Origin of the sequence: Microbacterium sp. NPDC055988 (genome assembly GCF_042269505.1) — a bacterium.
Lineage (GTDB): Bacteria > Actinomycetota > Actinomycetes > Actinomycetales > Microbacteriaceae > Microbacterium.
The window spans coordinates 2,289,074-2,312,571 of sequence record NZ_JBHJXY010000001.1; the positions used below are offsets into that span (position 1 = coordinate 2,289,074).

At 70.8% G+C, this 23,498-nt stretch carries 22 protein-coding genes; 11 read left to right on the forward strand and 11 right to left on the reverse strand.

The genetic code is table 11. The features are described from left to right. Positions 1-53 precede the first annotated feature (53 nt). The 6 genes from dhaK to ACFC14_RS10990 all read left to right on the forward strand — a co-directional run bounded on the left by dhaK (position 54) and on the right by ACFC14_RS10990 (position 6,828). Positions 54-1,046 (forward strand): dihydroxyacetone kinase subunit DhaK, encoded by a 993-nt coding sequence (gene dhaK / locus ACFC14_RS10965; RefSeq protein ID WP_376104141.1) that lies wholly within the window; start codon positions 54-56, stop codon positions 1,044-1,046. Continuing rightward, entirely contained in the window at positions 1,046-1,690 is a 645-nt protein-coding gene (gene dhaL, locus ACFC14_RS10970) for a dihydroxyacetone kinase subunit DhaL (RefSeq protein ID WP_376104143.1), read from the forward strand. The genes dhaK and dhaL overlap by 1 nt, the downstream gene beginning before the upstream one ends. Then, the gene (gene ptsP, locus ACFC14_RS10975) at positions 1,687-4,176 is read left to right on the forward strand and encodes a phosphoenolpyruvate--protein phosphotransferase (protein ID WP_376104146.1); all 2,490 of its coding nucleotides are present in this window, start codon (positions 1,687-1,689) and stop codon (positions 4,174-4,176) included. Before dhaL ends, ptsP begins: the two co-directional genes overlap by 4 nt. Positions 4,177-4,324: 148 nt before the next feature. Beyond that, positions 4,325-5,620 carry a hypothetical protein gene (locus ACFC14_RS10980; protein WP_376104149.1) on the forward strand — a complete coding sequence of 432 codons (1,296 nt, stop codon included), beginning with the start codon at positions 4,325-4,327 and terminating at the stop codon, positions 5,618-5,620. A gap of 112 nt (positions 5,621-5,732) precedes the next feature. Beyond that, the gene (paaI, locus tag ACFC14_RS10985) at positions 5,733-6,161 is read left to right on the forward strand and encodes a hydroxyphenylacetyl-CoA thioesterase PaaI (protein ID WP_376104152.1); all 429 of its coding nucleotides are present in this window, start codon (positions 5,733-5,735) and stop codon (positions 6,159-6,161) included. 52 nt (positions 6,162-6,213) lie between these two features. After that, on the forward strand, positions 6,214-6,828 hold the full coding sequence (locus ACFC14_RS10990) for a TetR/AcrR family transcriptional regulator (RefSeq protein WP_376104155.1): 615 nt from the start codon (positions 6,214-6,216) through the stop codon (positions 6,826-6,828). A 94-nt stretch (positions 6,829-6,922) separates the two neighbouring features. On the opposite strand, the gene paaZ is transcribed toward ACFC14_RS10990, so the two are convergent. From paaZ to ACFC14_RS11025, 7 genes are all read right to left on the reverse strand, one after another. Beyond that, entirely contained in the window at positions 6,923-9,004 is a 2,082-nt protein-coding gene (gene paaZ, locus ACFC14_RS10995) for a phenylacetic acid degradation bifunctional protein PaaZ (protein WP_376104158.1), read from the reverse strand. Positions 9,005-9,015: 11 nt separating this feature from the next. Next, the gene (locus ACFC14_RS11000; protein ID WP_376104161.1) at positions 9,016-9,885 is read right to left on the reverse strand and encodes a 3-hydroxyacyl-CoA dehydrogenase family protein; all 870 of its coding nucleotides are present in this window, start codon (positions 9,883-9,885) and stop codon (positions 9,016-9,018) included. Then, entirely contained in the window at positions 9,882-10,652 is a 771-nt protein-coding gene (locus tag ACFC14_RS11005) for an enoyl-CoA hydratase/isomerase family protein (protein ID WP_376104164.1), read from the reverse strand. The genes ACFC14_RS11000 and ACFC14_RS11005 overlap by 4 nt, the downstream gene beginning before the upstream one ends. Further along, positions 10,652-11,842, reverse strand: coding sequence for an acetyl-CoA C-acyltransferase (locus ACFC14_RS11010; protein ID WP_376104167.1), 1,191 nt, complete (start codon positions 11,840-11,842; stop codon positions 10,652-10,654). The genes ACFC14_RS11005 and ACFC14_RS11010 overlap by 1 nt, the downstream gene beginning before the upstream one ends. Before the next feature lie 120 nt (positions 11,843-11,962). Continuing rightward, complete coding sequence (locus ACFC14_RS11015) at positions 11,963-13,468, reverse strand: dihydrolipoamide acetyltransferase family protein (protein WP_376104170.1); 1,506 nt, start codon at positions 13,466-13,468, stop codon at positions 11,963-11,965. Next, positions 13,465-14,493 (reverse strand): alpha-ketoacid dehydrogenase subunit beta, encoded by a 1,029-nt coding sequence (locus ACFC14_RS11020; RefSeq protein WP_376104173.1) that lies wholly within the window; start codon positions 14,491-14,493, stop codon positions 13,465-13,467. Before ACFC14_RS11020 ends, ACFC14_RS11015 begins: the two co-directional genes overlap by 4 nt. Next, complete coding sequence (locus ACFC14_RS11025) at positions 14,490-15,614, reverse strand: thiamine pyrophosphate-dependent enzyme (RefSeq protein ID WP_376107165.1); 1,125 nt, start codon at positions 15,612-15,614, stop codon at positions 14,490-14,492. The genes ACFC14_RS11020 and ACFC14_RS11025 overlap by 4 nt, the downstream gene beginning before the upstream one ends. A 152-nt stretch (positions 15,615-15,766) precedes the next feature. Here ACFC14_RS11025 and ACFC14_RS11030 point away from each other — a divergent pair, with 152 nt between their 5' ends. Together ACFC14_RS11030 and ACFC14_RS11035 are read left to right on the forward strand one after the other, a co-directional pair. Beyond that, complete coding sequence (locus ACFC14_RS11030; protein WP_136042309.1) at positions 15,767-16,204, forward strand: Lrp/AsnC family transcriptional regulator; 438 nt, start codon at positions 15,767-15,769, stop codon at positions 16,202-16,204. A 195-nt stretch (positions 16,205-16,399) separates the two neighbouring features. After that, positions 16,400-17,986 carry a DUF222 domain-containing protein gene (locus ACFC14_RS11035; protein ID WP_376104177.1) on the forward strand — a complete coding sequence of 529 codons (1,587 nt, stop codon included), beginning with the start codon at positions 16,400-16,402 and terminating at the stop codon, positions 17,984-17,986. Between the two features lie 32 nt (positions 17,987-18,018). Here the strand turns inward: ACFC14_RS11035 and ACFC14_RS11040 are convergent, their stop codons facing one another. Genes ACFC14_RS11040 through ACFC14_RS11050 form a run of 3 tightly spaced genes read right to left on the reverse strand, consistent with a single transcriptional unit; the run spans position 18,019 to position 19,457 of the window. Further along, positions 18,019-18,405, reverse strand: coding sequence for a DUF202 domain-containing protein (locus ACFC14_RS11040; protein WP_376104180.1), 387 nt, complete (start codon positions 18,403-18,405; stop codon positions 18,019-18,021). After that, the gene (locus ACFC14_RS11045) at positions 18,402-18,758 is read right to left on the reverse strand and encodes a YidH family protein (RefSeq protein ID WP_376104183.1); all 357 of its coding nucleotides are present in this window, start codon (positions 18,756-18,758) and stop codon (positions 18,402-18,404) included. Before ACFC14_RS11045 ends, ACFC14_RS11040 begins: the two co-directional genes overlap by 4 nt. 48 nt (positions 18,759-18,806) lie before the next feature. Beyond that, a complete protein-coding gene (locus tag ACFC14_RS11050) occupies positions 18,807-19,457 on the reverse strand; it encodes an HAD-IA family hydrolase (RefSeq protein ID WP_376104186.1) in 651 nt (216 codons plus the stop codon). 66 nt (positions 19,458-19,523) lie between these two features. On the opposite strand from ACFC14_RS11050, the gene ACFC14_RS11055 reads away from it, so the two are divergent. Further along, complete coding sequence (locus ACFC14_RS11055) at positions 19,524-20,654, forward strand: DUF998 domain-containing protein (RefSeq protein ID WP_376104188.1); 1,131 nt, start codon at positions 19,524-19,526, stop codon at positions 20,652-20,654. Between the two features lie 30 nt (positions 20,655-20,684). Here the strand turns inward: ACFC14_RS11055 and ACFC14_RS11060 are convergent, their stop codons facing one another. Continuing rightward, complete coding sequence (locus ACFC14_RS11060) at positions 20,685-21,542, reverse strand: MurR/RpiR family transcriptional regulator (RefSeq protein ID WP_376104191.1); 858 nt, start codon at positions 21,540-21,542, stop codon at positions 20,685-20,687. A 129-nt stretch (positions 21,543-21,671) separates the two neighbouring features. Here ACFC14_RS11060 and ACFC14_RS11065 point away from each other — a divergent pair, with 129 nt between their 5' ends. Then, positions 21,672-22,568 carry an N-acetylglucosamine kinase gene (locus ACFC14_RS11065; protein WP_376104192.1) on the forward strand — a complete coding sequence of 299 codons (897 nt, stop codon included), beginning with the start codon at positions 21,672-21,674 and terminating at the stop codon, positions 22,566-22,568. Further along, a complete protein-coding gene (gene murQ, locus ACFC14_RS11070; protein ID WP_376104195.1) occupies positions 22,558-23,493 on the forward strand; it encodes an N-acetylmuramic acid 6-phosphate etherase in 936 nt (311 codons plus the stop codon). Before ACFC14_RS11065 ends, murQ begins: the two co-directional genes overlap by 11 nt. Positions 23,494-23,498 lie beyond the last annotated feature (5 nt).

The window sequence follows — 23,498 nt, forward strand, 5'->3', positions numbered from 1 at the left end:
AATTGCTTTCGGATTCTGCGAAAGAAATCCCGAGGATCAAAGGAGATCGAACGATGAAGAAGCTCATCAACGCCCCCGAGGACGTTCTCGTCGAATCCCTGAAGGGGGTGGCTCTCGCTCATCCCGAGCTCTCCGTCGACCTGGAGAACCACGTCATCACGCGGGCGACGCCCAAGGCGCAGGGCAAGGTCGCGATCGTCTCCGGCGGCGGGTCCGGCCATGAGCCGCTGCACGGCGGCTTCGTCGGCACCGGGATGCTGGATGCCGCCGTCGCCGGCGAGGTCTTCACGTCTCCGACGCCCGACCGTGTCCAGGTCGCCACGAAGGCGGTCGATCGCGGAGCCGGCGTGCTCCACATCGTGAAGAACTACACCGGCGACGTGCTGAACTTCGAGATGGCCGCCGAGCTCGCCTCCATGGAGGGGATCGAGGTGGGCAGCATCACCGTGGACGACGACGTCGCCGTGCAGGACTCGCTGTACACGGCAGGTCGCCGAGGAGTGGGTCTGACGGTGCTGCTCGAGAAGATCGTCGGCGCCGCAGCCGAAGAGGGCCGCGACCTCGCCGCCGTCGTGGAGCTGGCCCAGAAGGTCAACGGCCAGGGCCGCTCGATGGGCATGGCGCTCACCAGCTGCACCGTTCCGGCCGCGGGCAAGCCCACCTTCGACCTTCCGGACGACCAGATGGAGATCGGCATCGGCATCCACGGGGAGCCGGGTCGTCATCGTGAACCGCTCGCTCCGGCCTCCGACATCGCCCGACAGCTCGTCGAGCCGATCCTCGCCGACATCGACGCGGCGGGCCCGGCGATCGTGATGCTCAACGGCATGGGGGCGACGCCGCTGATCGAGCTGTACCTCATGTACGCAGAAGTCGCGGCGATCCTCGAGAAGTCCGGGGTGCAGATCGCCCGGAACCTGGTGGGCAACTACATCACCTCGCTCGACATGGCGGGGTGCTCGGTCACCGTGCTCAAGGCCGATGATGAACTGCTGCGTCTCTGGGACGCTCCCGTGAACACCCCCGGCCTGCGGTGGGGTGCGTGATGGCGGCTGTGGACACCGCTGTCCTCACCGACTGGGTCTCCCGTTTCGGTACGGCCGTGACGGAGAAGCGCGACTGGCTCACCGAGCTCGACTCGGCGATCGGCGACGCCGACCACGGCGCGAACATGGCCCGGGGGATGAACGCCGTGAGCGAGAAGCTCGCGGCGGGCGCTCCCGCCACGGTCGATGACCTGCTGAAGACCGTGGGCATGACGCTGGTGAGCTCCGTCGGCGGGGCCAGCGGACCGCTCTACGGCACGTTCTTCCTGCGGATGGGGATGGCGGCCGGTGCCGAGTCCGAGCTCGACGGGCCGGCGCTCGCCGCCGCCCTGCGCGCAGGGCTCGACGGCATCGTGGCGCGGGGGAAGGCCGAGCCGGGCGACAAGACGATGTTCGACGCGATGGCTCCGGCCGTCGATGCGCTCGATGCCGCGCTCGCCGGCGGTGCGTCCGTCGCCGATGCCGTCAGGACCGCGGCGGATGCGGCAGCCGACGGTCGCGACGCCACGCTCCCGCTCGTCGCCCGCAAGGGCAGGGCCAGCTATCTCGGCGAACGCAGCGCCGGGCACCTCGATCCGGGGGCTGCATCGACGGCGATCCTGTTCGACACGCTCGCCGCAGCCGTGGCGGACGGCGCCGGATGATCGGCATCGTCGCCGTCTCCCACAGCGCACAGCTCGGGGAGGCGGCACTGGAGCTTGCCCTGCAGATGGTGCAGGGCGACGGGGTGCGCGTACAGGTCGCCGCCGGCGCGGGAGTGGACGGTGACGGCGCACCGATCCTCGGAACGGATGCGGTGGCGGTGGCGGCCGCGATCGACGAGCTCGCGGCGGACTGCGACGGCGTCCTGGTCCTCATGGATCTCGGATCGGCCGTGCTGAGTGCCGAGCTCGCGCTCGAGCTGCGCGCGAGCGACGTCCCCGTGCGGCTCGCACCGGCTCCGTTCGTGGAGGGGCTGCTCGCCGCCGTCGTCTCCGCCGCGGCGGGCGGAGGGTTGGACGTGGTCGCTGCGGAGGCGACCGCCGCACTCGGCGCGAAGACCGGGCAGCTCGGAGTTCCCGACGACACGGAGCCATCGCCGGAATCAGAGGACGAGCCCGCCGGCGAGGAGCTCGTCCGGCGGGTGCGGGTGCGGAATCCGCTGGGTATCCATGCGCGCCCCGCCGCGCTGATCGCGGAAGCCTCGGCCGGGGCCGATGTGCGGCTGCGTCGTCTTCCCGACGGTCCCGACGCGTCGGCCGCGAGCCTCTCGCGACTGCTGATCCTCGGGGCTCGGCAGGGTGACGAGCTGGAACTGGTCGCGCGTGGGCCGGAGTCCGACGCGGTGCTGGAGAAGCTGGCGGCGCTGTTCGACGACGGATTCGGAGAGGGGACGGACGAAGCGACGCCGACGGCCGCTGCGGCGGGATCCGCGTCCCCGGTGCCCGACGCCCCGGGCTCCGACGCCCCGGTTTCCGTCATCGCGCCCGGTGCGGTGCTGCGGGGACGCGGTGTCAGTCCCGGCCGGGTGGCCGCGCCGCTCGTGCATCTCGCACCGGCGGTCGGCGAGCCGGAGGCGGGCGCCGTGGTCGCTGCGGAGGACCGCGACGCCGAGGTCTCGGCGATCGAGTGGGCAGCGGTGACCGTGGCGGATCAGCTGCGTGCGCGGACGTCTCAGGCGACGGGGGAGACCAGGGCGATCCTCGATGCGTCGCGCCTGCTGGCCTCCGACCCCGAGCTGGTGTCGGAGGCGACGGCGCTCGTCCGCGCGAAGGGCCGCAGCGCGGCGCGAGCGATCTGGGAGACCGCAGCCGCGCACGAGAAGGCTGTGGCCGCGCTGGGAGGGCGGATGGCCGAGCGTGTCGCCGACATCCGCGACGTGCGCGACCGGATCATCGCCGAGATCCTGCAGGTCGACATGCCGGGGGTGCCCGAGCGCGATGAGCCGTTCGTGCTCGTCGCGACAGACCTCGCGCCCGCCGACACCGCAGCGCTCGCCGGAGGGCACTGCGTCGCGCTCGTCACCGAGCAGGGCGGGCCGACGTCGCACACCGCGATCATCGCGCGATCGCTCGGCCTTCCCGCGGTCGTCGGCGTCGCCGGCGCGGTCGGCATCCCGGTCGGCTCGACCCTCCTCGTCGACGGCGGGCGCGGCACGGTCGAGGTCGATCCGACGGCATCCCGCGTCTCCGAAGCCCAGGCTGCCGCGACCGTCGTGGAGTTCGACGGATCAGGGCGCCTCGCCGACGGGCACCGCGTGGCGCTGCTGGCGAACGTGGGCGGCACCCCGGACGCGGTGAACGCCGCGGCCGCGCGAGCGGAGGGCATCGGCCTGTTCCGCACCGAGTTCTGCTTCCTCGACCGGGCCGAAGCACCGACCGTCGCAGAGCAGATCGCCGCCTATCGCGGGGTTCTCGCTGCATTCCCCGATCGCAAGGTCGTCGTGCGCACACTCGATGCGGGGAGCGACAAACCTCTCCCGTTCGCGAATTCCGACGCGGAGGACAACCCGGCGCTCGGCGTGCGGGGGCTCCGGATCGCGCGCCGTCGGCCTCAGCTGCTCGACGATCAACTGCGCGCGCTCTCCCTCGCCGCCGCCGAGGAGCCGGCCGAGGTCGAGGTGATGGCCCCGATGGTGGCCACCGTCGAAGAGGCCCGGGAGTTCGCCGAGCTCGCGCGCGCGGCGGGGGTCGGCCGCGTCGGCATCATGATCGAGACGCCGTCGGCAGCACTGCTCGCCGCCGAGCTGTTCGAGGTGGTCGACTTCGTGAGCATCGGAACCAACGACCTCGCGCAGTACACGCTGGCCGCCGACCGGCTGCTGAGCGACTTGAGTGATCTCAACGATCCGTGGCAGCCGGCGGTGCTGGGTCTGATCGGGATGGTCGGCGCGGCGGGGCGTGCGGCCGGAAAACCGGTGGGCGTCTGCGGCGAGGCGGCCGGCGACCCGGCCCTCGCCCCGGTGCTCGTGGGACTCGGGGCGACCTCGCTCTCGATGACGCCGCGGTCGCTCGGACGAGTGGCCGACGCGCTCCGTGATGTGACCGAGGAAGAGTGCCGTCGGGCTGCCGAGGTCGTATTCGAGGCCGCCACTGCGGAGGACGCCAGGGCCGCAGGAGCCGCCGCTCTGCAGCGGGCCGATGCCCGGTGATCGGGTTGCATATGCGCGCTCCGGCATGTTCAGAATCTCATTCTGATCTCGACATGAAGCAAACACCTCAGGGCGTCGGTGGGAGGCTCTAGGCTCGGCAGCACGGGGGTGCGCCGATGCCGGCGCCGAGTGCGGATCGGAGTCGGACATGTCGCGGTCGAAGATGTTCGTGCAGGGCCTGATCGGTGTGGTCGCGGTCGGGGCGTTGGTGGCGCTGTCGGGGTGCGCTCCGACTCCGCAGTCCACGCCCACCCCCAAGCCCACGGCCGCGCCGGAATCCCCGGCTCCCGATCCGTACGCCGGACCGATCGCCTTCGTCGGCGACGAGCTGGACTGGTTCCTGCTGAGCGCCGAGGAGATCTCCGGCCTGCTTCCCGATGTGGGTGATGTCAGCCCGGCGGTGCCCTCCTTGATCCAGGTGTCCGACGGGGGCGGCTCTGAGCCGGATCCCACCATCTGCAACGCGGTCTACGCCGAAGCCTCGCTGGGCTCCATCGGTGCACGGTCCGTCACGTGGACGACGACCGTTGCCGAAGGGCGAGACGGTTGGCTCCACGTGATGCAGTTCGCCGATGAAGCGGCCGCTACGGCGCGCATGGACCAGTACGCCCAGGCCGCGGAGCAGTGCGGCGAGTTCACCTTCGGCGGGGCGCCTTCTTCCTTCGCATCGTCGACGGCCGAGGGCGACGGGGGCGTCCGTGCCATCGCCGGCTCCCTGATCCTCACCTACCCGGGTGGCGACGGTCACTCCCTCTACAAGACCTATTCGTCCGTCGGAAACGTGATCGTCGAGATGTGGCAGCCGTTCACCGGCGAGCCCGCATTCGACACCGAGGCCGCCGCAGCGCTGCTGCGCGATCGCGCGAGCGAGGCGAGGGCGAACCTGGTCGACGAGCTGACGGAGAACCCGCCGGTTCCCGTCGACGTCCCTGCCGCCGACCCCGCTGCGCCCTGGAGCGAGTGGGAGATCACGACGGCGGGAGTCGGCCCGGTTCGCCTGGGTGTCGAGCTCGATGAGGCCATCGCCGCCGTGCCGGGGGCCCAGGTCGAAGAGCCAGAGTGGGTGGGCGGGACGACGCGACTGATCTCGGCTGACGGCTCGGCCTCGCTGCTGCTCTGGACGCAGGAGGGCGCGAGCGTCGTCTCGGCGGTCTCCGTCGGCGTCGGAAACGTCGCGGGCGAGCCGACCCACGATGGCGCGTCTCTTCCGTCCGCCGGTGGTGTGCGCGTCGGCGATCCCCTGAGCGCCGCGGTGTCCGCCTTCCCTCAGGGCACGGCAGTGCGCATCGTCTCCTCGGGTGAGTACTTCTACGACTGGTCCAGCCGGGAGGGGGTCGTGATGCGGTTCCGACTCGATCGCGACTCGACGGTCGACAGCGCTGCGGTCATCACCGGCATCACGGTGGAGGACGCCACGCTGCGCAAGGGACTGATCTTCGGCTGACCCGCGCGCGAGGAGCCGCCGCGGACAACCCTTCTTTACCGATCGATCGGTCAGTTAGTATGGGCCGCGCGGATGCTGTCGCTGCGGCGTCCGCGCGACGAGGAGGTCGACGATGACGGACGCGACGCCCCAGGCCGCGGAAGCCGTGCGCCCGAGCCGGGCCATGATGGAGCGCGATCGTGCTTCCGCCTCGCTGGGTCTCGTCATCGAACGCGATGACCCCGGTCACGCCGTGGTCTCGATGCGCGTGCGCGACGACATGACCAACGGGTTCCACATCACCCATGGCGGCTTCGTCTTCGCCCTGGCCGACACGGCGTTCGCGATCGCCTGCAACGAGGATGATCGGGTCACGGTGGCCGCGGGCGCCGACATCTCGTTCCTGAAATCGACCGTCGCCGGACAGACGCTGACCGCGACGGCCGTGCGGCGCACCCGCAGCGGCCGCTCCGGCATCTACGACGTGACGGTCGTCGACGAACTCGGCGATCCGGTCGCGGAGTTCCGAGGTCGCTCGCGCACCACCGATCAGACCTTCTGACCTCGCGCTGCCGCTCCCGGCCGACAGCGCGATCCGATGCGAGACTGTGGGGATGTCCGAGATGCAGAGCACGCGACGAGGCCGCCCCGGTTACGACCAGCAGGGCATCCTCGCCGTCGCCGTCGCCGCGTTCAACGAGCACGGGTACGACGCGACCTCGATCGGGAAGCTGGCCGAGCGCCTCGGCCTGTCGAAGTCGGCGATCTACCATCACTTCGGTTCGAAGGACGAGATGCTCGATCTCGCGCTCGACGCGGCGCTCAGCGGGCTCGAGGCGGTGGTGGACGACCCGCTTCCGGCCACGGTCGATCGTGAGGGGTCCCACGCCGTCGCCCGCCTCGAGCACGTGCTCCGCGGGGCCGTGCACGTGCTCGTCGACCAGCTTCCCGCCGTCACGCTGCTGCTGCGGGTGCGCGGCAACACCGATGTCGAGCGCCGGGCGCTCACCCGCCGTCGTGCGTTCGACCGCCGGATCACGGCGCTCGTCACCGAGGCGCAGGCCGAGGGCACACTGCGCGCCGACATCGACGCCAGCGTCGTGGCCCGCCTCGCGTTCGGAATGATCAACTCGATCGTGGAGTGGTACCGCCCAGGCGGACGCGAGGACGCGGACCGGCTCGCCGACGACGTCGTCGCCATCGCCCTCGACGGCCTGCGCCGTCGCTGAGGCCGTCCGCCGAGACCCCGTCTTCCCGCCGAGACCCCGTCGTATCCGAGTCGGAAGGACGGGGTCTCGGCGACAGCCCGGGGTTTCAGCCGGACTACACCGCGGCGAGTTCCTTCGCGACGAGGGTGAGCACGTCGTACGTGGCCACGATCTCGTCGCGCTGGTTCTTCAGCACCGCGTCCCAGCGCACCTCGCCGTACTCGTCGGTCTCACGCGGAGTGATCTGCTTGGCGGTGAGTTCGACGCGGATCTCGTCACCAGGGGAGACCGGGGTCAGGAAGCGCAGGTTCTCCAGGCCCGAGTTGGCGAGGACGGGTCCGGGTGCGGGGTCGACGAACAAACCGGCAGCCCACGACACCAGCAGATACCCGTGGGCGACGCGACCCGGGAAGAACGGGTTGGCGGCGGCGGATTCCTCATCCATGTGCGCGTAGAAGGTATCGCCGGTGAAGGTCGCGAAGGTCTCGATGTCTTCCAGCGTCACCGCGCGTGAGCCGCTCGCGACCTGGTCGCCGATGCGCAGCTCGGCCAGCGACTTGCGGAAGGGGTGGACGCCACCGCTCTCCTCGTACGGCCGTGCCTCCGTGCCCTGATGCCAGACGCCGGTGAGGGCGGTCAGCATCGCGGGCGAGCCCTGCACCGCGGTGCGCTGCATGTGGTGCAGGACGGCGCGGATGCCGCCGAGCTCCTCGCCGCCGCCGGCGCGGCCGGGGCCGCCGTGCACGAGGTTCGGCAGCGGCGAGCCGTGACCCGTCGAGCTGCGGGCGTCGTCGCGGTCGAGGAAGAGCACCCGTCCGTTGTAGGCGGCCATGCCGGTGGCGAGCGCCACGGCGACCTCGGGGTCGTGCGTGGCGACACTCGTGACCAGCGAACCTCCGCCGCGCGCGACCAGGGCACTCGCCTCGTCGAGGGTGCGATAGCCGACGATGCTCGAGACCGGACCGAACGCCTCGATCTCGTTGACGGCTGCACTCTCCGGGTCCGGGAAACGCAGCAGCATCGGGGCGAGGAAGGCGCCGTCCGGGGCGGGTCCCTGGCTTCCGTCGCTGCGCCGCACGTGCGGAGCATCCGTGGAGCCGATGACCAGATCGCCACCGCCCTCCTGCAGACGTGCCACCTGGCGCAGCACCTCGTCGCGCTGCGCGGTCGAGGCCAGCGGCCCCATCGTGACGCCATCCGCCCGCGGGTCGCCGAGCACGATGCGCTCGGAAAGTCGTGCCCGCACGGCGCCGATCACGTCGTCGACGACACCGGCCGGCACGATCGCGCGTCGGATCGCGGTGCACTTCTGCCCGGCCTTGCTGGTCATCTCCGCCACGAGCTGCTTGACGTAGGCGTCGAACTCGGGGGTGCCCGCGACCGCGTCGGTACCCAGGATCGACGCGTTGATGGAGTCGGTCTCGCTCGTGAAGCGCACCCCGCCCGTCTGCACCGCATCGTGCGCCCGCAGCCGTTCTGCGGTGGACGCCGACCCGGTGAAGGCCACGAGATCTCCCAGCCGCAGCTCGTCGAAGAGACCGGGGACACTGCCCGAGACGAGCTGCAGGGAGCCCTCGGGCAGCAGCCCGGAGTCGACCATGATCCGCACCATCGCTTCGGCGAGGTACCCGGTCGGCGTCGCGGGCTTCACGACGGTCGGCACGCCGGCCAGGAACGCCGGGGCGAACTTCTCCAGCGACCCCCAGACCGGGAAGTTGAAGGCGTTGATCTGCACGGCGACTCCGGGGAGGCGTGTGTAGATGTGGCGCCCGAGGAAGGAGCCGTCCCTGGACAGGTTCTCCACCGCGCCGTCGACATAGACCTTCGCGTTCGGCAGCTCGCGCCTGCCCTTGCTGGAGTAGGCGAACAGCACGCCGATACCGCCGTCGATGTCGACCCACGAGTCCTGGGCAGTCGCGCCCGTGCGGCTCGAGATCTCGTACAGCTCCGCCTTGCGCTCGGTGAGCGCGAGCGCAAGCTGCTTGAGCCGCACTGCGCGCTGGTGGAAGGTCAGCTCGCCGAGCGAGGCCTGCCCCGCGGAGCGTGCATGCGCGAGAGCCGCGGCGAGGTCGATGCCCTCGGTGGACACGCGGGCGACGAGTTCGCCCGTCGATGCGTCGCGCACCTCGGTCGCCTCGGCGCCGGCATCCGGTGACCACCAGGATCCCTGCAGATAGCTGGGGAGGATCTCGGTCATGTCAGTTCCCTTCATGAGGCGTCCCATTCGTAGAAGCCGCGTCCGCTCTTGCGCCCGAGGTGGCCCTCGGCGACGAGACGGCGCAGCAGAGCCGGCGGTTCGAAGCGCTCGCCGAGGTTCGCAGCGAGGTACTCGGAGATGCCGAGCCGCACATCGAGTCCGACGATGTCGGTGAGGCGGAGCGGCCCGACCGGATGCTTGTAGCCCAGCGTCATGGCGGTGTCGATGTCCTCGGCGGAGGCGACGCCCTCCTCGAGCATCCGGATCGCCTCCAGGCCGATCGCGACGCCGAGCCTCGACGACGCGAACCCGGGGGCGTCGGTCACGACGATCGGCGTCTTGCCGAGCGCGTGCACCCAGCCGCGCGCTGCGTCCACGAGCGGGGGAGCGGTGGCCGCGCCTCGCACGATCTCGACCAGGGTGGATGCCGGCACCGGATTGAAGAAGTGCATTCCGAGGAAGCGCGACGGGCGATCCAGCACCGCTGCGAGCTCATCGATCGAGATCGAGGAGGTGTTCGAGGCGAGCGCCGCGTCCGGTCCGATCTGCGCTTCGACGCGGGTGAGCGCGTCGACCTTCAGAGCCAGATCCTCCGGCACCGCTTCCACGACGAGGTCACACGCCGCGAACGAACCGACGTCCGTGCCGGTGTCGACGCGTGTCCGATAGGCGTCTCCCGGTTCCGCCGCTGTGCCTCGGGCGATCGAGGCGTCGACCGATTCGAGCACACGGTGTGCGGCGGCCTCGGCGCTCTCCGGATCGCGTTCGACCACGGTGACCCGGGAGCCGGCCAGCAGGAACGCATGGGCGATGCCGGCGCCCATGCGTCCGCCGCCGAGCACCCCGACATGCGCCGGCGCGAGGGGCGTGGTCTCGATCATCGGTCTCTCCGCTCCAGGAAGTCGGTCATCCGCCGGAACTTCTCCGGGCTCTCGAAGAGGTCGGCCTGGGCTTCCAGATCGACGGCGGGGTGGCGGTCGCGGGGCGCGCGGAACACCCGCTTGGTCGCGATGGTGGCGGCCGGGTCGTTGCGGGCGATCCGGTCGGCGATCGTCTCGGCCGCGCCCAGCAGCTCCTCGGGGTCGTGGACCGCCGAGACGAGACCGATCCGCAGCGCCTCCTCGGCCTTGACCGTGCGGCCGGTGAGCAGCAGCTCGATCGCCCTGGCGTCGCCGACGATCTCCTTCAGCCGCCAGCTCGCTCCGGCGGCGGCGAGGATGCCGAGGCCCGTCTCGGGGTTTCCGATCGCGAGCGAGGGTGTGGCGATGCGGATGTCGGCGGCGTAGGCGAGTTCGGCGCCGCCGCCCAGGGCATAGCCGTCGATGGCCGCGATGACGGGCATCGGCAGCTCCGCGACCCGCACGAAGGCGTGCGCGTTGATGCCGCGCAGCGCGTCGGCGGCCCGGCGTTCGCGCAGTTCGGCGATGTCGGCGCCTGCCGCGAAGACACCGTCGGCGCCGACGAGGATCAGGGTGCGCGGAGCCTCCTCGAGCTCATCGCAGAGGAGGTGCAGGGCATCGATCGTGGCCTGGTCGATCGCGTTGCGCTTGTGCGGACGGTTGAGCGTCGCGATCACACGGTCGGGGCGCCGCTCGACGAGCAGCGGCTCTTCGGCGGCTGCGTCCTCGGCTGGCGATTCCGCGGGCATCACACCTTCTCCAGGATCACGGCCGCACCCTGACCGACCCCCACGCACATCGTGGCGAGGCCGTGCCGTGAGCCCTCGCGCTCCATGCGTCCGAGCAGCGTGATCAGCAGACGGGAGCCGGACGAGCCGAGCGGGTGACCGAGGGCGATGGCCCCGCCGTCGGCATTGACCCGCTCGTCGTCGAGACCCAGTCGACGGATGCAGGCGATCGACTGCGCGGCGAAGGCCTCGTTGAGCTCGACGGAACCGATGTCGTCGATGGTCAGTCCGGCGCGGCGGAGCGCCTTCTGCGTGGCGGGCACGGGCCCGAGGCCCATGACCTCGGGGGCTAGGCCGGCGCTGGTGCCGACGACGATCCGGGCGCGGGGCACGAGACCGTGGCGCTCGACGGCCTCGGCGCTCGCCACGACGATCGCCGAGGCGCCGTCGTTGAGGGCGCTGGAGTTCCCGGCCGTCACGACGCTGCCGCCGGCGACCACCGGGCGCAGTCGGGCGAGTGCGTCGAGTGTCGTCTCGGGCCGCGGTCCCTCATCGACCCGCACCTCTCCGGTGGCGGTCGGCACGCCGACGATCTCGGGTGCGAAGCGTCCTGCCGCGATCGCGGCGGCGGCGCGCTGCTGGGAGCGGAGCGCGAAGGCGTCGGCCTCGTCGCGCGTGATCCCGTCGGTCCGGGCGACCTCCTCCGCGGTCTCGGGCATCGTGAAGGTCGCCTTGTCGCGGGCGACGAGACGGGGGTTCGGGAAGCGCCAGCCGATCGAGGTGTCGAACGCCGCGCCCGGCTTGGACCAGGCCTTCTCGGGTTTGGCCTGCACCCAGGGCGCTCGGGTCATCGACTCGACGCCGCCGGCGACGATGAGGTCGGCGTCTCCGGCGCGGATCGCCTGCGCGGCCATCGTCACGGCCGACATGCCGGAGGCGCACAGCCGGTTCACCGTGATGCCCGGAACGCTGTCGGGGAGCCCGGCGAGCAGCACCGCCATCCTCGCGACGTTGCGGTTGTCCTCGCCGGCCTGGTTCGCCGCGCCGAGGATGACCTCGTCGATGTCGATCTGTGCCGCGTCGATACCGGCCCGACGCACGGCCTCGGCCACCACGATCGAGGCGAGGTCGTCGGGGCGGATGGTGGCGAGCGCGCCGCCGTACCGTCCGACCGGGGTGCGCGCCCCTCCGACGAGGAATGCCTCGGTCATGCGGATCTCCTGACTTCGTCGTCTCGGCGGGTCGTCGCCCGGCTCTTCGGTCCGGAATTACTGACCGATCGTATGGTAATTATGGCACAGGCGCGATGCCCGACCGTGGGCGCGGCGGAGTCAGACCCGCCCGAAAGCACGCAGCGGATTCTCGATGAGCTCGGTGACGCGCCGCAGGAACCCCGCGGCGTATCCGCCGTCGCACACGCGGTGGTCGAACGCGAGTGAGAGCTGGACGATACGACGGGCGACGATCGCGCCATCGACGACCCACGGCCGCTCGATGATCCGGCCGATGCCGAGGATCGCGACATCGGGGTGGTTGATGATCGCCGCGGAGCCGTCGACCCCCAGCCCGCCGTAGTTGTTGAGCGTGAAGGTCGACCCGCGCAGCCGCTCCGGCGGCATCGTGCCGGCCCTGGCCGTGGTGGCGAGGTCGCGCAGTGCCGCGTCGAGCTGCTCCACGGTGAGGGCGTGCGCACGGGGGACGACGGGGACCAGGAGACCGCGCTCGGTGTCGGCGGCGATTCCGAGGTTCACGCCGTCGAACGAGATCAGCTCCTCACCGCTGGCGTCGAGTCGCGATGCGAGCACCGGGTAGTCCTCGAGGGCGAGCAGCACGAAGCGCGCGAGCAGCGCCGTGATCGAGGGGGCCTTGCCGCCCGCCGGAGCCATCTGGGCGCGGATGTCCCAGAGAGAGGTGGCATCGACGTCGACCCAGACGGTCGCCTCGGGGATCTCGGTTCGACTGCGCGTCAGCTTCGCGCTGACTGCGCGCCGCAGCGGCGACATGCGCTCTCGGGAGACGACATCGAGTCCGTCGACCGACTCTCCCTTCCCGTTCGCGGCGCGGTGATGCGCGGCGGCGCCGTCGACGGCGTTCTCGACCGCGGCTTGCAGCACGTCGGCGCGGGTGATCGCCCCGTCGGGGCCGGACGCCGCGATCGTGTGCACGTCGAGTCCCAGATCGCGGGCCAGACGACGCACGAGGGGGGAGCGCACGGCCACCGGGCGGCGGGCGGATGCTGCACCGGCGGAGGTCGCGGCGGGGTCGACGGCGGCGGGTTTCGGCGCAGGGGTCGGAGCGGCTGCCGGTGGGGCTGCCGGTACCGATTCCGGTGCGGGCGTCGGTGCGGTCGGGCGGTCGGCTCGGACCGGCGTGGCGGCCGGCCGGCGACGGCCCTTCGTCGTGTGCGCCGTGGTGCCGTAGCCGATCAGCACGTTTCCCGATCCGGCGCGTTCCTCCTCGCGGTACGCCTCGTGCCCGGGGGTGCTCGATGCAGCAGCCTCGGCGGCATCCGGAACCGTTCCCTCCGTGCCCGTGCCCGTGCCCGTGCCCGTGCCCGTCTCCGCCTCCGAGGCCGATTCCGGGTCGGCCACCTCGAGCACCGGCGCGCCGACATCGATGGTGTCCCCGGCGGTGCCGTGCAGGGCGGTGACGACGCCGGCGAACGGCGACGGCAGCTCCACCACGCTCTTGGCGGTCTCGACCTCGGCGATCGGCTGGTCGGTCGTGATGGTGTCGCCCACCGCGACGAGCCACTGCACGAGACCCGCTTCGGTGAGTCCTTCGCCGAGGTCGGGCAGGCGGAAGATCTGCGCGGACGGCTTCAACGGGGCGCTCATACGTCGTCCTCCCAGTGCAGAGTGTCGATCGCATCGAGCACGCGGTCGACGTCGGGCAGGTACCAGTGCTCGAGCTTCGGGGGTGCGTAGGGGGTGTCGAAGCCGGTGACGCGCCGGACCGGGGCAGCGAGGTATTCGAAGCAGCGCTCGAACACGCGGGCCTGGATCTCCGAGGCGACGCTCACATATCCGGGGGCCTCGGCGATGACCACGGCGCGGCCGGTGGACTTCACCGCGGCGGTCACGGTCGCATCGTCGAAGGGGGAGAGCGAGCGCACGTCGACCACCTGCACGCTGCGCCCCTCCGTGGCGGCGACCTCCGCGACCTCGAGCGCGAGCGGCACGGAAGCGCCGTACGCCAGGAGCGTCACGTCGGTGCCGTCGCGGGCGATGCGGGCGGTGCCGAGCTCGGTGGTGAGGGAGGTGTCGACTTCGCCCTTCGACCAGTACAGCTTCTTCGGCTCGAGGAAGATCACGGGGTCGGGTGAGGCGATGGCCGCGCGCAGCAGCGAGTAGGCGTCCTGCGGCGTCGACGGGCTGACGACCGTGAGTCCCGGGGTGTGGGCGTAGTACGCCTCGGAGGAGTCGCAGTGGTGCTCCACGCCGCCGATGCCGCCGCCGAACGGAATGCGGATCGCCAGCGGCATCCGCATCCCGCCGCGCGTGCGGTTGCCGAGCTTCGCGACATGGCTGACGACCTGCTCGAACGCCGGCAGGGCGAACGCGTCGAACTGCAGTTCCACCACGGGACGCATCCCGTTCATGGCCATGCCGACCGCGGTGCCGACGATGCCGGACTCGGCCAGGGGAGTATCGAAGCAGCGGTCCTCGCCGAACCGCGCGGTGAGTCCGTCGGTGATGCGGAAGACGCCGCCGAGCGCCCCCACGTCCTCGCCGAAGACGACCACATCCGGGTCGGACTCGATGGCATCCGCGAGTGCTCTGTTCAACGCGGCCGCCATGGTCATGGTCGTCGCAGCGGCGGCCTCGACCTCGGCGCGGGTGTCGTCGTGTGCGATCGTCATCGGTGGCCTCCGTTCGGGGTGGTCCCTGCGCCCGCGTCGGCGAGGCGCGAGCGTTCGATCTCGTCGTGCAGCAGGTGCCATTGCTCGTCGAGCTGTGGCGAGCGTGTCGCGGTGACGAAGCGGAACAGATCCTCTGGGTCGAGGTCGGCGTCGGTGTTCAGCGCAGTCCGCATCGCGACGGCGATCTCTTCGGCTCCGGAGGCGAACCGCTCCTCGGCGTCGGCGTCGAGGGCGCCGATGCCGGCCAGGTGGGTGCGCAGGCGCAGCAGCGGGTCGCGGGCGATCCAGGCCTGCACCTCGTCGCGCTCCCGGTAGCGGGTGTCGTCGTCGGCATTGGTGTGCGCCTGCATCCGGTAGGTGTGCGCCTCGATGAGGGAGGGACCGCCGCCGGTGCGGGCGCGATTCACCGCTTCGCCGAGCACGGCGAGCACGGCGGCGACGTCGTTCCCGTCGACGCGCTCTCCGGGCATCCCGTAGCCGACGGCCTTGTGGGCGAGGGAGGGAGCCGCGGTCTGCCGCGAGAGCGGCACCGAGATCGCGAACCCGTTGTTCTGCACGAAGAAGACGACCGGCACCTGGAAGACGGCGGCGAAGTTCATCGCCTCGTGGAAGTCGCCCTCGCTGGTGGCGCCGTCGCCGCACAGCGCGAGCACGACCGTGTCCTCGCCGCGGTGCTTGGCCGCCTGCGCGAAGCCGACCGCGTGCAGCAGCTGGGTGGCGAGCGGGGTGGCCTGCGGCGCGACCCGGTGGGCGCGCACATCGTAGCCCGAGTGCCAGTCGCCCTTGAGGAGCACCATCGCATCGGCGGGTTCGACTCCGCGCGCGATGACGGCGACCGAGTCGCGGTAGGTCGGGAACAGCCAGTCCGTGTCTCCGAGCACCATGGCGGCGGCGATCTGGCACGCTTCCTGGCCGTGGGAAGACGGGTAGACGGCGAGGCGTCCCTGACGAACGAGCGCGCCGGCCTGGTCGTTGATCCTCCGGCCCTCGACGAGTCCGCGATAGGCGGCCAGCAGGGTCTCGCTGTCGGGGAGCGTGTAGTGCTCGTCCACGACAGGCTGTCCGTCCGCATCGATCAGTTGCACCGCGGTGTCTCGCGGAAGCATGTCGGTGTGCCGCATGCGTTCGCCCTCCTTGCCGAACTCGATGGGGACAGCATGCCCCTGTGCGCGACAATCATCCAAGATCATCCGCGAAATACTGGATGAACGAGCGACTCATGGGGCATTCTTGATCGAAGTGTCAGAGTTTCTGGCTCGATGAGAGGGGTGCCATGGCTGCGCTGGACGACACCGACCGAGCGATCATCGAAGAGCTGCGCCGCGACGCGCGCTCATCGATGACGGCGATCGCGGATGCCGTTCACATCTCGCGCGCCGGTGCGCACGCGAGGATCAAGCGCCTCACGGATGCGGGTGTCATCACGGGCTACACGGTGCGCACGGATCCCGTACTGCTCGGGCATCATGCGAGCGCCTACGTGACCCTCGCCATCGAGCAGGCGACCTGGCAGGCGGTGAGCGACCGGCTGCGCGCGATCCCCGAGATCGAGCACATGGCCCTCGTCGGCGGCGACTTCGACGTGATCCTGCTGGTGCGCGCCAACGATGCCCGCGACCTCCGTCGCATCGTGCTCGAGGACATCCAAGCGATCCCTTCGATCCGCTCGACCCGGACCACGCTGATCTTTGAGGACTACACGCGGGACTGAGGGTGCTCGGGCGGGTTCTGTGTGGCGGGGTCTGCGGGGCGTGTTCTGTGGGGCGGGCTCTGCGGTGGGTGTGGAGAAGTGCTGTGTTGGTGTTTCTGTGGAGGGCGTGTGGGTGTTTCGAGTGTTTCGGAATATTGCTCTGAACGGGGGTTATTCGGGGTTCGAATGTCGGTGGCCCTCGGTTGACTGGGGGGTATGAACAACCCCGTGGAGGTGCTGGACCGGGTCGTCGCCGACCTGGATTCGGTGCTGCGCTCGGACGTGATCGCGGGGCTCGGTGACGACGTGAAGATGGGGCTGTTGCGGGTCGCGGGGCAGGTGCAGCGTCGGGTGGAGGCGGTGGTCGTGGAGGCGGTCGCGTCGGTGGATGAGCGTCCGGCGGGGTCGGGAGAGCCGGCGTTCTGCGGGCGGTTCGGGTGTCGCACGGTGAACGAGCTGCTGCAGCGGGTGCTGCGCACCGACGGCCCGGGTGCGGCCCGGGTGGTGAAGGCCGCGAAAGCGGTGCGGCGGGAGGTGGAGTTGTCGTCCGGGGCGTGGTTGCCGCCGCGGTGGCCGGCGTTGCGGGAGGCGGTGGTGGACGGGACGATCGGGGTCGCGGGGCTGTTGGCGGCGATCGGGCCGATCGAGCAGGCCGGGTCCCGGATCGGGACGGTCGACCGGTTGCGAGCGGACGCGGAGTTGGCCGCGTACGCGCGGGGAATCGCGGTCGCCGACGCGGACACGGAATCGGACGCGGATGCGGATGCGGGTGCAGATGACACTGTGCCGGCGGCGACGCCGGAGGATCTGCGGTTGTTGGCGCAGGTGATCGTGCAGTACCTCGACCCGGACGGTGCGGAACCCGCGGACGATATCGCGATGCGGGCACGGGGTCTGACCCTCGGGCGGGCGAAAGACGGGGTGATCCCGATCCGGGGACGGCTGCTGCCGGAGGTCGCGGGGCAGTTGCAGCGCCTGTTCGACGCGTACCTGAACCCGAAAGTCGACGGGCCACCCGTCCCCGGGGTCGCGTTCGAGCCCTCAGACCGGAGCGATGCGGGTGCCGAGACGCCGGAGGGCACCGACGGAGACGCCGGGGCCCGGGATGGCATCACCGACGACGGCCCCGGTGCGGGTGTTGATGACGGTGTCCTCCCGTCCGGTGACCCGGGGCGGATGATCGACCCGCGTTCCCGGTCGCAGAAGCAGCACGACACCCTCGCCGCGATCCTCGGCATCGCCGCTCGCCACGACCACACCCCACGCCTGGGCGGCGGGGCACCCACCCTGGTCGTGTCCGTCACCGCCGACGACTACACGACCGGGCGCGGTTGGGCGCACGTGGACGGCATCGACACCCCCGTCTCCACCCGTGTCGCCGCGCACACCGCGTGCGCGGGCGGCGTGCAACGGGTGCTGTTCGACCCGAACGGGCGCATCATCGGCATCAGCACCACCGACCGGATCTTCACCGCCCACCAACGCCGCGCGATCACCCTCCGCGACACAGAATGCCTCATCCCCGGCTGCCACGTCCCCGCATCCTGGTGCGAGATCCACCACGTCCACGAACACGCCAGAGGCGGACCCACCCACACCGACAACGGCGTCGCCCTCTGCTGGCACCACCACCGCACCCTCACCACCTCCGGATGGGAAATCCGAATGCACCACGGCACCCCGCACGTCCGCGGACCCGCCTGGTGGGACCCCACCCGACAATGGCGCACACCACGACCCCCCACACGACCGACGACGAGGTCGTCGCTACATGACGGGCGCGCTGTTCCGCTGCGAGTGTGAAGCGCTGCTGCGGGAGCGAAGCGCCAGCCGACTCAGCGCACCAGGAGTGACACCGCGACGATGGCGAGGGACACGAAACCGAAGCCGGTGGCGAGCATCGTGAAGGCGAGAAGCGTCCCGCCTCCGGGCAGATCAGCGGGCGACGCCTCCGGCGCCAGCGAGGACTGCAGCGCAGCGGTCGTCTGCAGCTGTCGGCGCCGTGCGGCCACCCAGAACGCACACGCGGCGCCGATACCGATAACTCCCGGCGCGAACCCCCACGCTGCGGCGTCGGCGGGCAGCAGGAGGGGGAAGATCCGCAGCGACACGACGGAGCCGATCGCGATCGCGAGCGCAGTCCGCCGCCACGCGAGCTCGGTCCGCTCCGGCTGCAGTCCCGGATCGAACGGCCCCTGGGCGGTCTGCCCCTGATCGGTCACCGCCAGAGCACCCCGGCCAGTACCAGCAGACCCACGACCGTCACGACGACCGTCAGCACGATCGCGGAGAACGCTCCCGGGAGCGGGCGTGACTGCCGCAGAGCCCGCTCGGCGCGCATCCACTCCCACCACGCGAGTGGGGCGACCGCCGTTCCGGCGAGCATGAGCAGAAGTGAGGCGGCGAGGCGGAACCCGGCATGCAGGTCGAGTCCCAGGACCTCGAGAGCGACGCCACCCGCGATCAGCGCGAGCCCGGTGCGCGTCCAGGCGAGGAAAGTGCGCTCGTTCGCCAGGGAGAAACGCGGATCGGGTTCTTCTCCGATGCCGTACACCGAGGCGGGGAAACGTCGCATCGCCTCATCGTAGCGGCCGAGGTGCGGCGGTCGAGGGAGGGATTCTCGTCAGGAGATCGTGATCTCGAACCCGGTCGCGGTGGGGGCCACGGCCACTTGGGAGAGGTCCGTCACCAGGACGGTCGGGTTGTGCGCCGCCGCGTGCTTACCGACCCCGACGACCCGCATGCCGGCTGCGAGACCCGCCTGGATCCCCGCGCCGGAGTCTTCGAACACGATGCAGTCGGCCGGGTCGATCCCCAGCAGACCCGCAGCGCGGACGAACCCCTCCGGATCCGGCTTGGAGGCGGACACGTCTTCCGCGGTCACGCGGCGCTCGGGGACGGTGAGCCCGGCGGCCTGCATCCGCGCGGTCATGAGAGCCACGTTGGCGGAGGTGACGATCGCGTGCGGGAACGGCTGAAGAGCCTCGAGCAGCGCGCGCGCACCCGGAATCTCGATCACCCCGTCGACGTCGCCGGCCTCGGTGGCGAGCATGATGTCGTTCTCGTGGAGATTGATGGCGTGGTCGCGGTCGGGCAGCATGATCGCCATGCTCTGATGGCCCTGTCGGCCGTGCACGACACGGAGCACCGTCTCGGGGTCGATGCCGTGCGGCTCCGCCCAGGCGAGCCAGAGTCGCTCCACGACAGCTGTCGAATCGACGAGTGTCCCGTCCATGTCGAGAAGGACGGCGCGGGCAGCGAGAGTCTGAGGCACCCCTCCAGGCTAGCGCCGCCCGGTTCCGACGCCGGCGACTTCTATGATGTGGACCGGGAGGCTCGGATGATGAATGCGCTCGCGACGAGAGTCATGAGGGTGCTGCGGCAGGTGCGGGGTCCAGAGACTGCGGATGCCGTCTTCGAGGCGACCGCACTGATCGTCGGCGCGGGCTTCCTCGTGATCGGCTTCTTCATCGCGCTCCCGGTGTTCTGGGGCCACGAGCTGGCGATCAGCGGCAGCGGTTCGATCGGTGTCTTCGCCGCGTTCGGAGGGGCGATCACCGCGGCCGTCTCCTTCGCGCTCGGGCGCATCGCGGTGCGGCCGGAGCAAGTGGATCCGGCCGCGGCCCGCGACGGCTTCACCGTGCCGGGCGACCGACTGCGCTGGTACGACCTCGCCGCCATCGCGTTCGCACATGCGGCGATCGCCTACCTCGGCTGGCTCGGCATCGCAGAGCTGCTCGAGCGGAGCTTCACGGACGCGCCGGTGTTCGCCTTCCCCGGCGCGGTGCTGGTGGCGGTCGCGTTCGCCCTGACCGGCTACGTGTCCTTCCTCAGCGCTGTGGCACTGACCCCGATGGTCCTCTCGCTGGTGCTCGCGGTCTTCCTGGTCGTCGGCGCCTTCGCCAGCATGCTCGCCTCCAGCGACGTGCACTGGTGGCGCGACAACCTGTCGGCGCTCGGGATGAGCAGCAACAGCTCGTCGGTCGCCTTCAACGCGACGCTGATCATCGCGGGCGTCATGGTGACGACCATCGCCCGGTACGCGACAGCCGGACTCCCCGCCGACGATCCCTCCGACCGCCGCGGACGATTCCTCGTGCGCGGAGGTCTGATCCTCCTCGGGATCTTCCTCGCCTGCGTCGGGCTGTTCCCCGTCGACGAGTTCTTCCTCCTGCACAACACCGTCGCCACGGGCATGACCGTCGTCTTCGGAGTGATCGTGGTGGGGCTGCCGTGGTTCCTGCCCAGCATCCCGCGAGTGTTCGTGGCCTTCGGCTGGGCGTTCGTGCTGGTGATCATCCTCCTCGCCGCATTCTTCGCGGTGGGCTACTACAACCTCACAGCGGTCGAACTCATCGCCGCGGTGCTGATCTTCAGTTGGATCATCGTCTTCCTGCGCACGGCGGGCTCGATGGGATCAGTACCGCCTGCTTCCGCCGACGAAGTCGAGGGGGCGGTCGCCACAGGCTGACGGGGTCTTCCCGTGAACTGCGGGGCCTCTTCAGTCGCGCAGCTCCTGCATCGCCTCGTGCGTGCGTCGCAGGGCATCGACGGTCTCGTGGAACCGCCGTTTGGCGACCCCGACGAAGAGACAGTCGACGAGCGTGAGCTGTGCGATGCGACTCACCATCGCACCCGCGCGGAACGTCGACTCCCGCACCTCGGTGAACAGGGCGTGATCGGCTGCCCGGGCGAGCGGCGAGTCCTTCGCCGAGGTCACGGCGATCGTCGCCGCGCCGTGCCGGCGAGCGGTCTCGAGGAAGCGCACGGTCTCGATCGTCGCGCCGGAGTGCGAGAAGCCGATCGCGACCGTGGGTGCCGTCTGCAGAACCGTGGCGGCGACGGCCTCGTGGGGATCGGCGAGCACGTGGGCATTGCGCCCGACGCGCAGGAGCTTGTGAGCGAGGTCTTCCGCGACGAACTGGCTGGCGCCGATCCCGTACAGGAGGATGCGGTCGGCGCCGTCGATCGCGGTGATGGCGGCCTCGAGCACGCCGAAGTCGAGCCGGGCGACGGTCTCCTCGATCGCGAGCAGTTCGAGTGCGGCAAGCTTCGACACCGCCTCCTGAAGCGTGTCCTCATCGGAGATCTCGGACCCGAAGGCGCCCCGTGCGGAGAACTGGGCGGCCTCCTTGCCGAGTTCGGTCGCCAGGGCCATCCGCAACGCGGCGTAGCCGGCGAAACCGATCGCCCGGCAGAAGCGGACCACGGATGCCACCGACGTCCGGCACTCCTGGGCCAGCTCGTTGATCGTCATGTCGATCACGATCGACGGGTTCTCGCGGATCGCTGCCGCGATGCGGGAGAGCGAAGGCGGCAGCGTCGAGGCAGCGGCTTCGATGGTCGATTGGATGCTCACACGGCCCTCCGGTCGTACGTTTTCCGTGATGTCTCGAGAGTGCGGCGGGGTGGTAAATTCTTTCCGGTGAGTCTACTTCGTATGTAGTCTCTTTCCATAGCTCTGCGACCGCGTCTGTGAGGAGAACCGATGCCCGTCCATCCGATCGCGTCCGTCGATCTCGGCAAATCCCGCTGCCGCATCACGATCACGGGCGACGGTGGACGGATCGAAAGATCAGGCGTCGGAGCGCCCGGTCTCGCGGCGGCCGGGGGCGTCAGCGCATCGTTCGACGCGATCATGCCGCTGCTCGAGGGGAGTTCCGGTCTGGAACGGATCGGCGTCGGTGCCGCCGGGGCCTGGCTCGCGCCCGACGCCGCCCGTGAGCTGGCCGAACGACTCGCCGTCGCGACAGGTGCCCGCATCGTCGTGGCCTCCGATGTGGTCACCGCCCACGTGGGAGCGCTCGACGGCGGGACGGGTGTGCTCCTCATCGCCGGAACCGGCGCCGCCGCGCTCGGCATCGACGACGACGGCGCACGACTCGTCGACGGCTGGGGACCCGAACTGGGCGACCTCGGCAGCGGTTCCTGGCTGGGACGCGAGGCGCTGCGTGCGGTGCTGCGCGCCGCTGACGGGCTCGCGGCGCAGACCGGCCTCACCGACGCGATCGCGGGTCCGGTCGGAGCCGTGTCGGACATTCAGGAGTGGATCGCCCGGAGTGAGCCGTTGCCGCGGCGCCTCGCGACACTCGCCCCTCTCGTGCTTGACGCCGCGGAGGACGGCGACCCCGTCGCCCGCGAGATCGCGGCGGAAGCCGTGCGCCTGCTCACCGCCACGGCCGTCGCGGCCTCTACGCTGACCAGCGATGTCGTGCTGCACGGCGGCCTCACAGACCATGCCTGGTTCCGCGACTCGCTCGTCTCTGCCCTGCATGCTGCCGGCCGACGGGTCGTCCCCGCTGCCGGCGATGCCCTCGACGGTGCGCTGCTGCTCGCACGCCGCACCGACCTCCCCCACGAAAGGTTCGTCCACCGTGCCGAATGACGACTCTCGCCTCGCCTCCCTCCTCTCCGTCCTCGAGGGCCTCGACACGGAGGCGTCCACGACCGAGCGCGGGGATCTGGACCTGTTGGACACGGCCGAGCTCGTGCGCCGGATGAACGCCGAGGATCGCCGAGTCCCCGAGGCCGTCGCCGAGCGGGCGGAGGAGATCGCCGCGGTCGTCGATGCCGTCACGGAACGATTCCGGCGCGGTGGTCGACTGATCTACATCGGCGCCGGAACGGCAGGGCGCATCGGCGTCCTGGACGCGAGCGAGTGCCCGCCCACCTTCGGCACGGATCCGTCGATGGTGGTCGGACTGATCGCCGGCGGCGAGACCGCGATCCGCTCGGCCGTGGAGAACGCGGAGGACGATGAGTCGGCCGCGGGCGAGTCCCTGCGGGAACTCGGCCTCTCCGCCGATGACACGGTGGTCGGCATCTCGGCGTCCGGACGCACGCCGTATGTCGTCGGCGGCCTGAACTATGCTCGCAGCGTCGGCGCGTTCACCGCGGCGATCGCCTCGAACGCGCATTCCGAGATCGGAGCCGTGGCCGAGGTCGCCATCGAGGTCGTGACCGGGCCCGAGTTCATCTCCGGGTCCACGCGGCTCAAGGCCGGCACCGCGCAGAAGCTCGTCGTGAACATGCTCACGACGCTGTCGATGATCAAGCTCGGCAAGACCTACCGCGGGGTGATGGTGGACCTCCTCGCCACCAACGAGAAGCTCCACGCGCGCTCCATCCGCACCGTGGCACAGCTCGCCGGAGTCGACATCGAGGTCGCGGCCGCCGCGCTGCAGGGGGCCGACGGCTCGGTCAAGCGGGCACTGCTGATGCTGGCGGCCGACGCCACCCCGCAGGACGCGGCAGCCGCACTCGACGAGGCCGACGGGGTGCTGCGCGACGCGATCGCCGCTCTCGTCTGACTCGG

What these genes read in the sequence shown, in the direction of transcription:
- ACFC14_RS11065 (WP_376104192.1), top strand. Translation starts at nt 21,672, where the DNA reads ATGCCCGTCCATCCGATCGCGTCCGTCGATCTCGGCAAATCCCGCTGC.
- paaZ (WP_376104158.1), bottom strand. Translation starts at nt 9,004, where the DNA reads ATGACCGAGATCCTCCCCAGCTATCTGCAGGGATCCTGGTGGTCACCG.
- ACFC14_RS11020 (WP_376104173.1), bottom strand. Translation starts at nt 14,493, where the DNA reads ATGACGATCGCACACGACGACACCCGCGCCGAGGTCGAGGCCGCCGCT.
- ACFC14_RS10990 (WP_376104155.1), top strand. Translation starts at nt 6,214, where the DNA reads ATGTCCGAGATGCAGAGCACGCGACGAGGCCGCCCCGGTTACGACCAG.
- dhaL (WP_376104143.1), top strand. Translation starts at nt 1,046, where the DNA reads ATGGCGGCTGTGGACACCGCTGTCCTCACCGACTGGGTCTCCCGTTTC.
- ACFC14_RS10980 (WP_376104149.1), top strand. Translation starts at nt 4,325, where the DNA reads ATGTCGCGGTCGAAGATGTTCGTGCAGGGCCTGATCGGTGTGGTCGCG.
- ACFC14_RS11035 (WP_376104177.1), top strand. Translation starts at nt 16,400, where the DNA reads ATGAACAACCCCGTGGAGGTGCTGGACCGGGTCGTCGCCGACCTGGAT.
- paaI (WP_376104152.1), top strand. Translation starts at nt 5,733, where the DNA reads ATGACGGACGCGACGCCCCAGGCCGCGGAAGCCGTGCGCCCGAGCCGG.
- ACFC14_RS11005 (WP_376104164.1), bottom strand. Translation starts at nt 10,652, where the DNA reads ATGCCCGCGGAATCGCCAGCCGAGGACGCAGCCGCCGAAGAGCCGCTG.
- ACFC14_RS11030 (WP_136042309.1), top strand. Translation starts at nt 15,767, where the DNA reads ATGGCTGCGCTGGACGACACCGACCGAGCGATCATCGAAGAGCTGCGC.
- ACFC14_RS11055 (WP_376104188.1), top strand. Translation starts at nt 19,524, where the DNA reads ATGATGAATGCGCTCGCGACGAGAGTCATGAGGGTGCTGCGGCAGGTG.
- ACFC14_RS11000 (WP_376104161.1), bottom strand. Translation starts at nt 9,885, where the DNA reads ATGATCGAGACCACGCCCCTCGCGCCGGCGCATGTCGGGGTGCTCGGC.
- ptsP (WP_376104146.1), top strand. Translation starts at nt 1,687, where the DNA reads ATGATCGGCATCGTCGCCGTCTCCCACAGCGCACAGCTCGGGGAGGCG.
- ACFC14_RS11025 (WP_376107165.1), bottom strand. Translation starts at nt 15,614, where the DNA reads ATGCGGCACACCGACATGCTTCCGCGAGACACCGCGGTGCAACTGATC.
- ACFC14_RS11010 (WP_376104167.1), bottom strand. Translation starts at nt 11,842, where the DNA reads ATGACCGAGGCATTCCTCGTCGGAGGGGCGCGCACCCCGGTCGGACGG.
- ACFC14_RS11045 (WP_376104183.1), bottom strand. Translation starts at nt 18,758, where the DNA reads ATGCGACGTTTCCCCGCCTCGGTGTACGGCATCGGAGAAGAACCCGAT.
- dhaK (WP_376104141.1), top strand. Translation starts at nt 54, where the DNA reads ATGAAGAAGCTCATCAACGCCCCCGAGGACGTTCTCGTCGAATCCCTG.
- ACFC14_RS11015 (WP_376104170.1), bottom strand. Translation starts at nt 13,468, where the DNA reads ATGAGCGCCCCGTTGAAGCCGTCCGCGCAGATCTTCCGCCTGCCCGAC.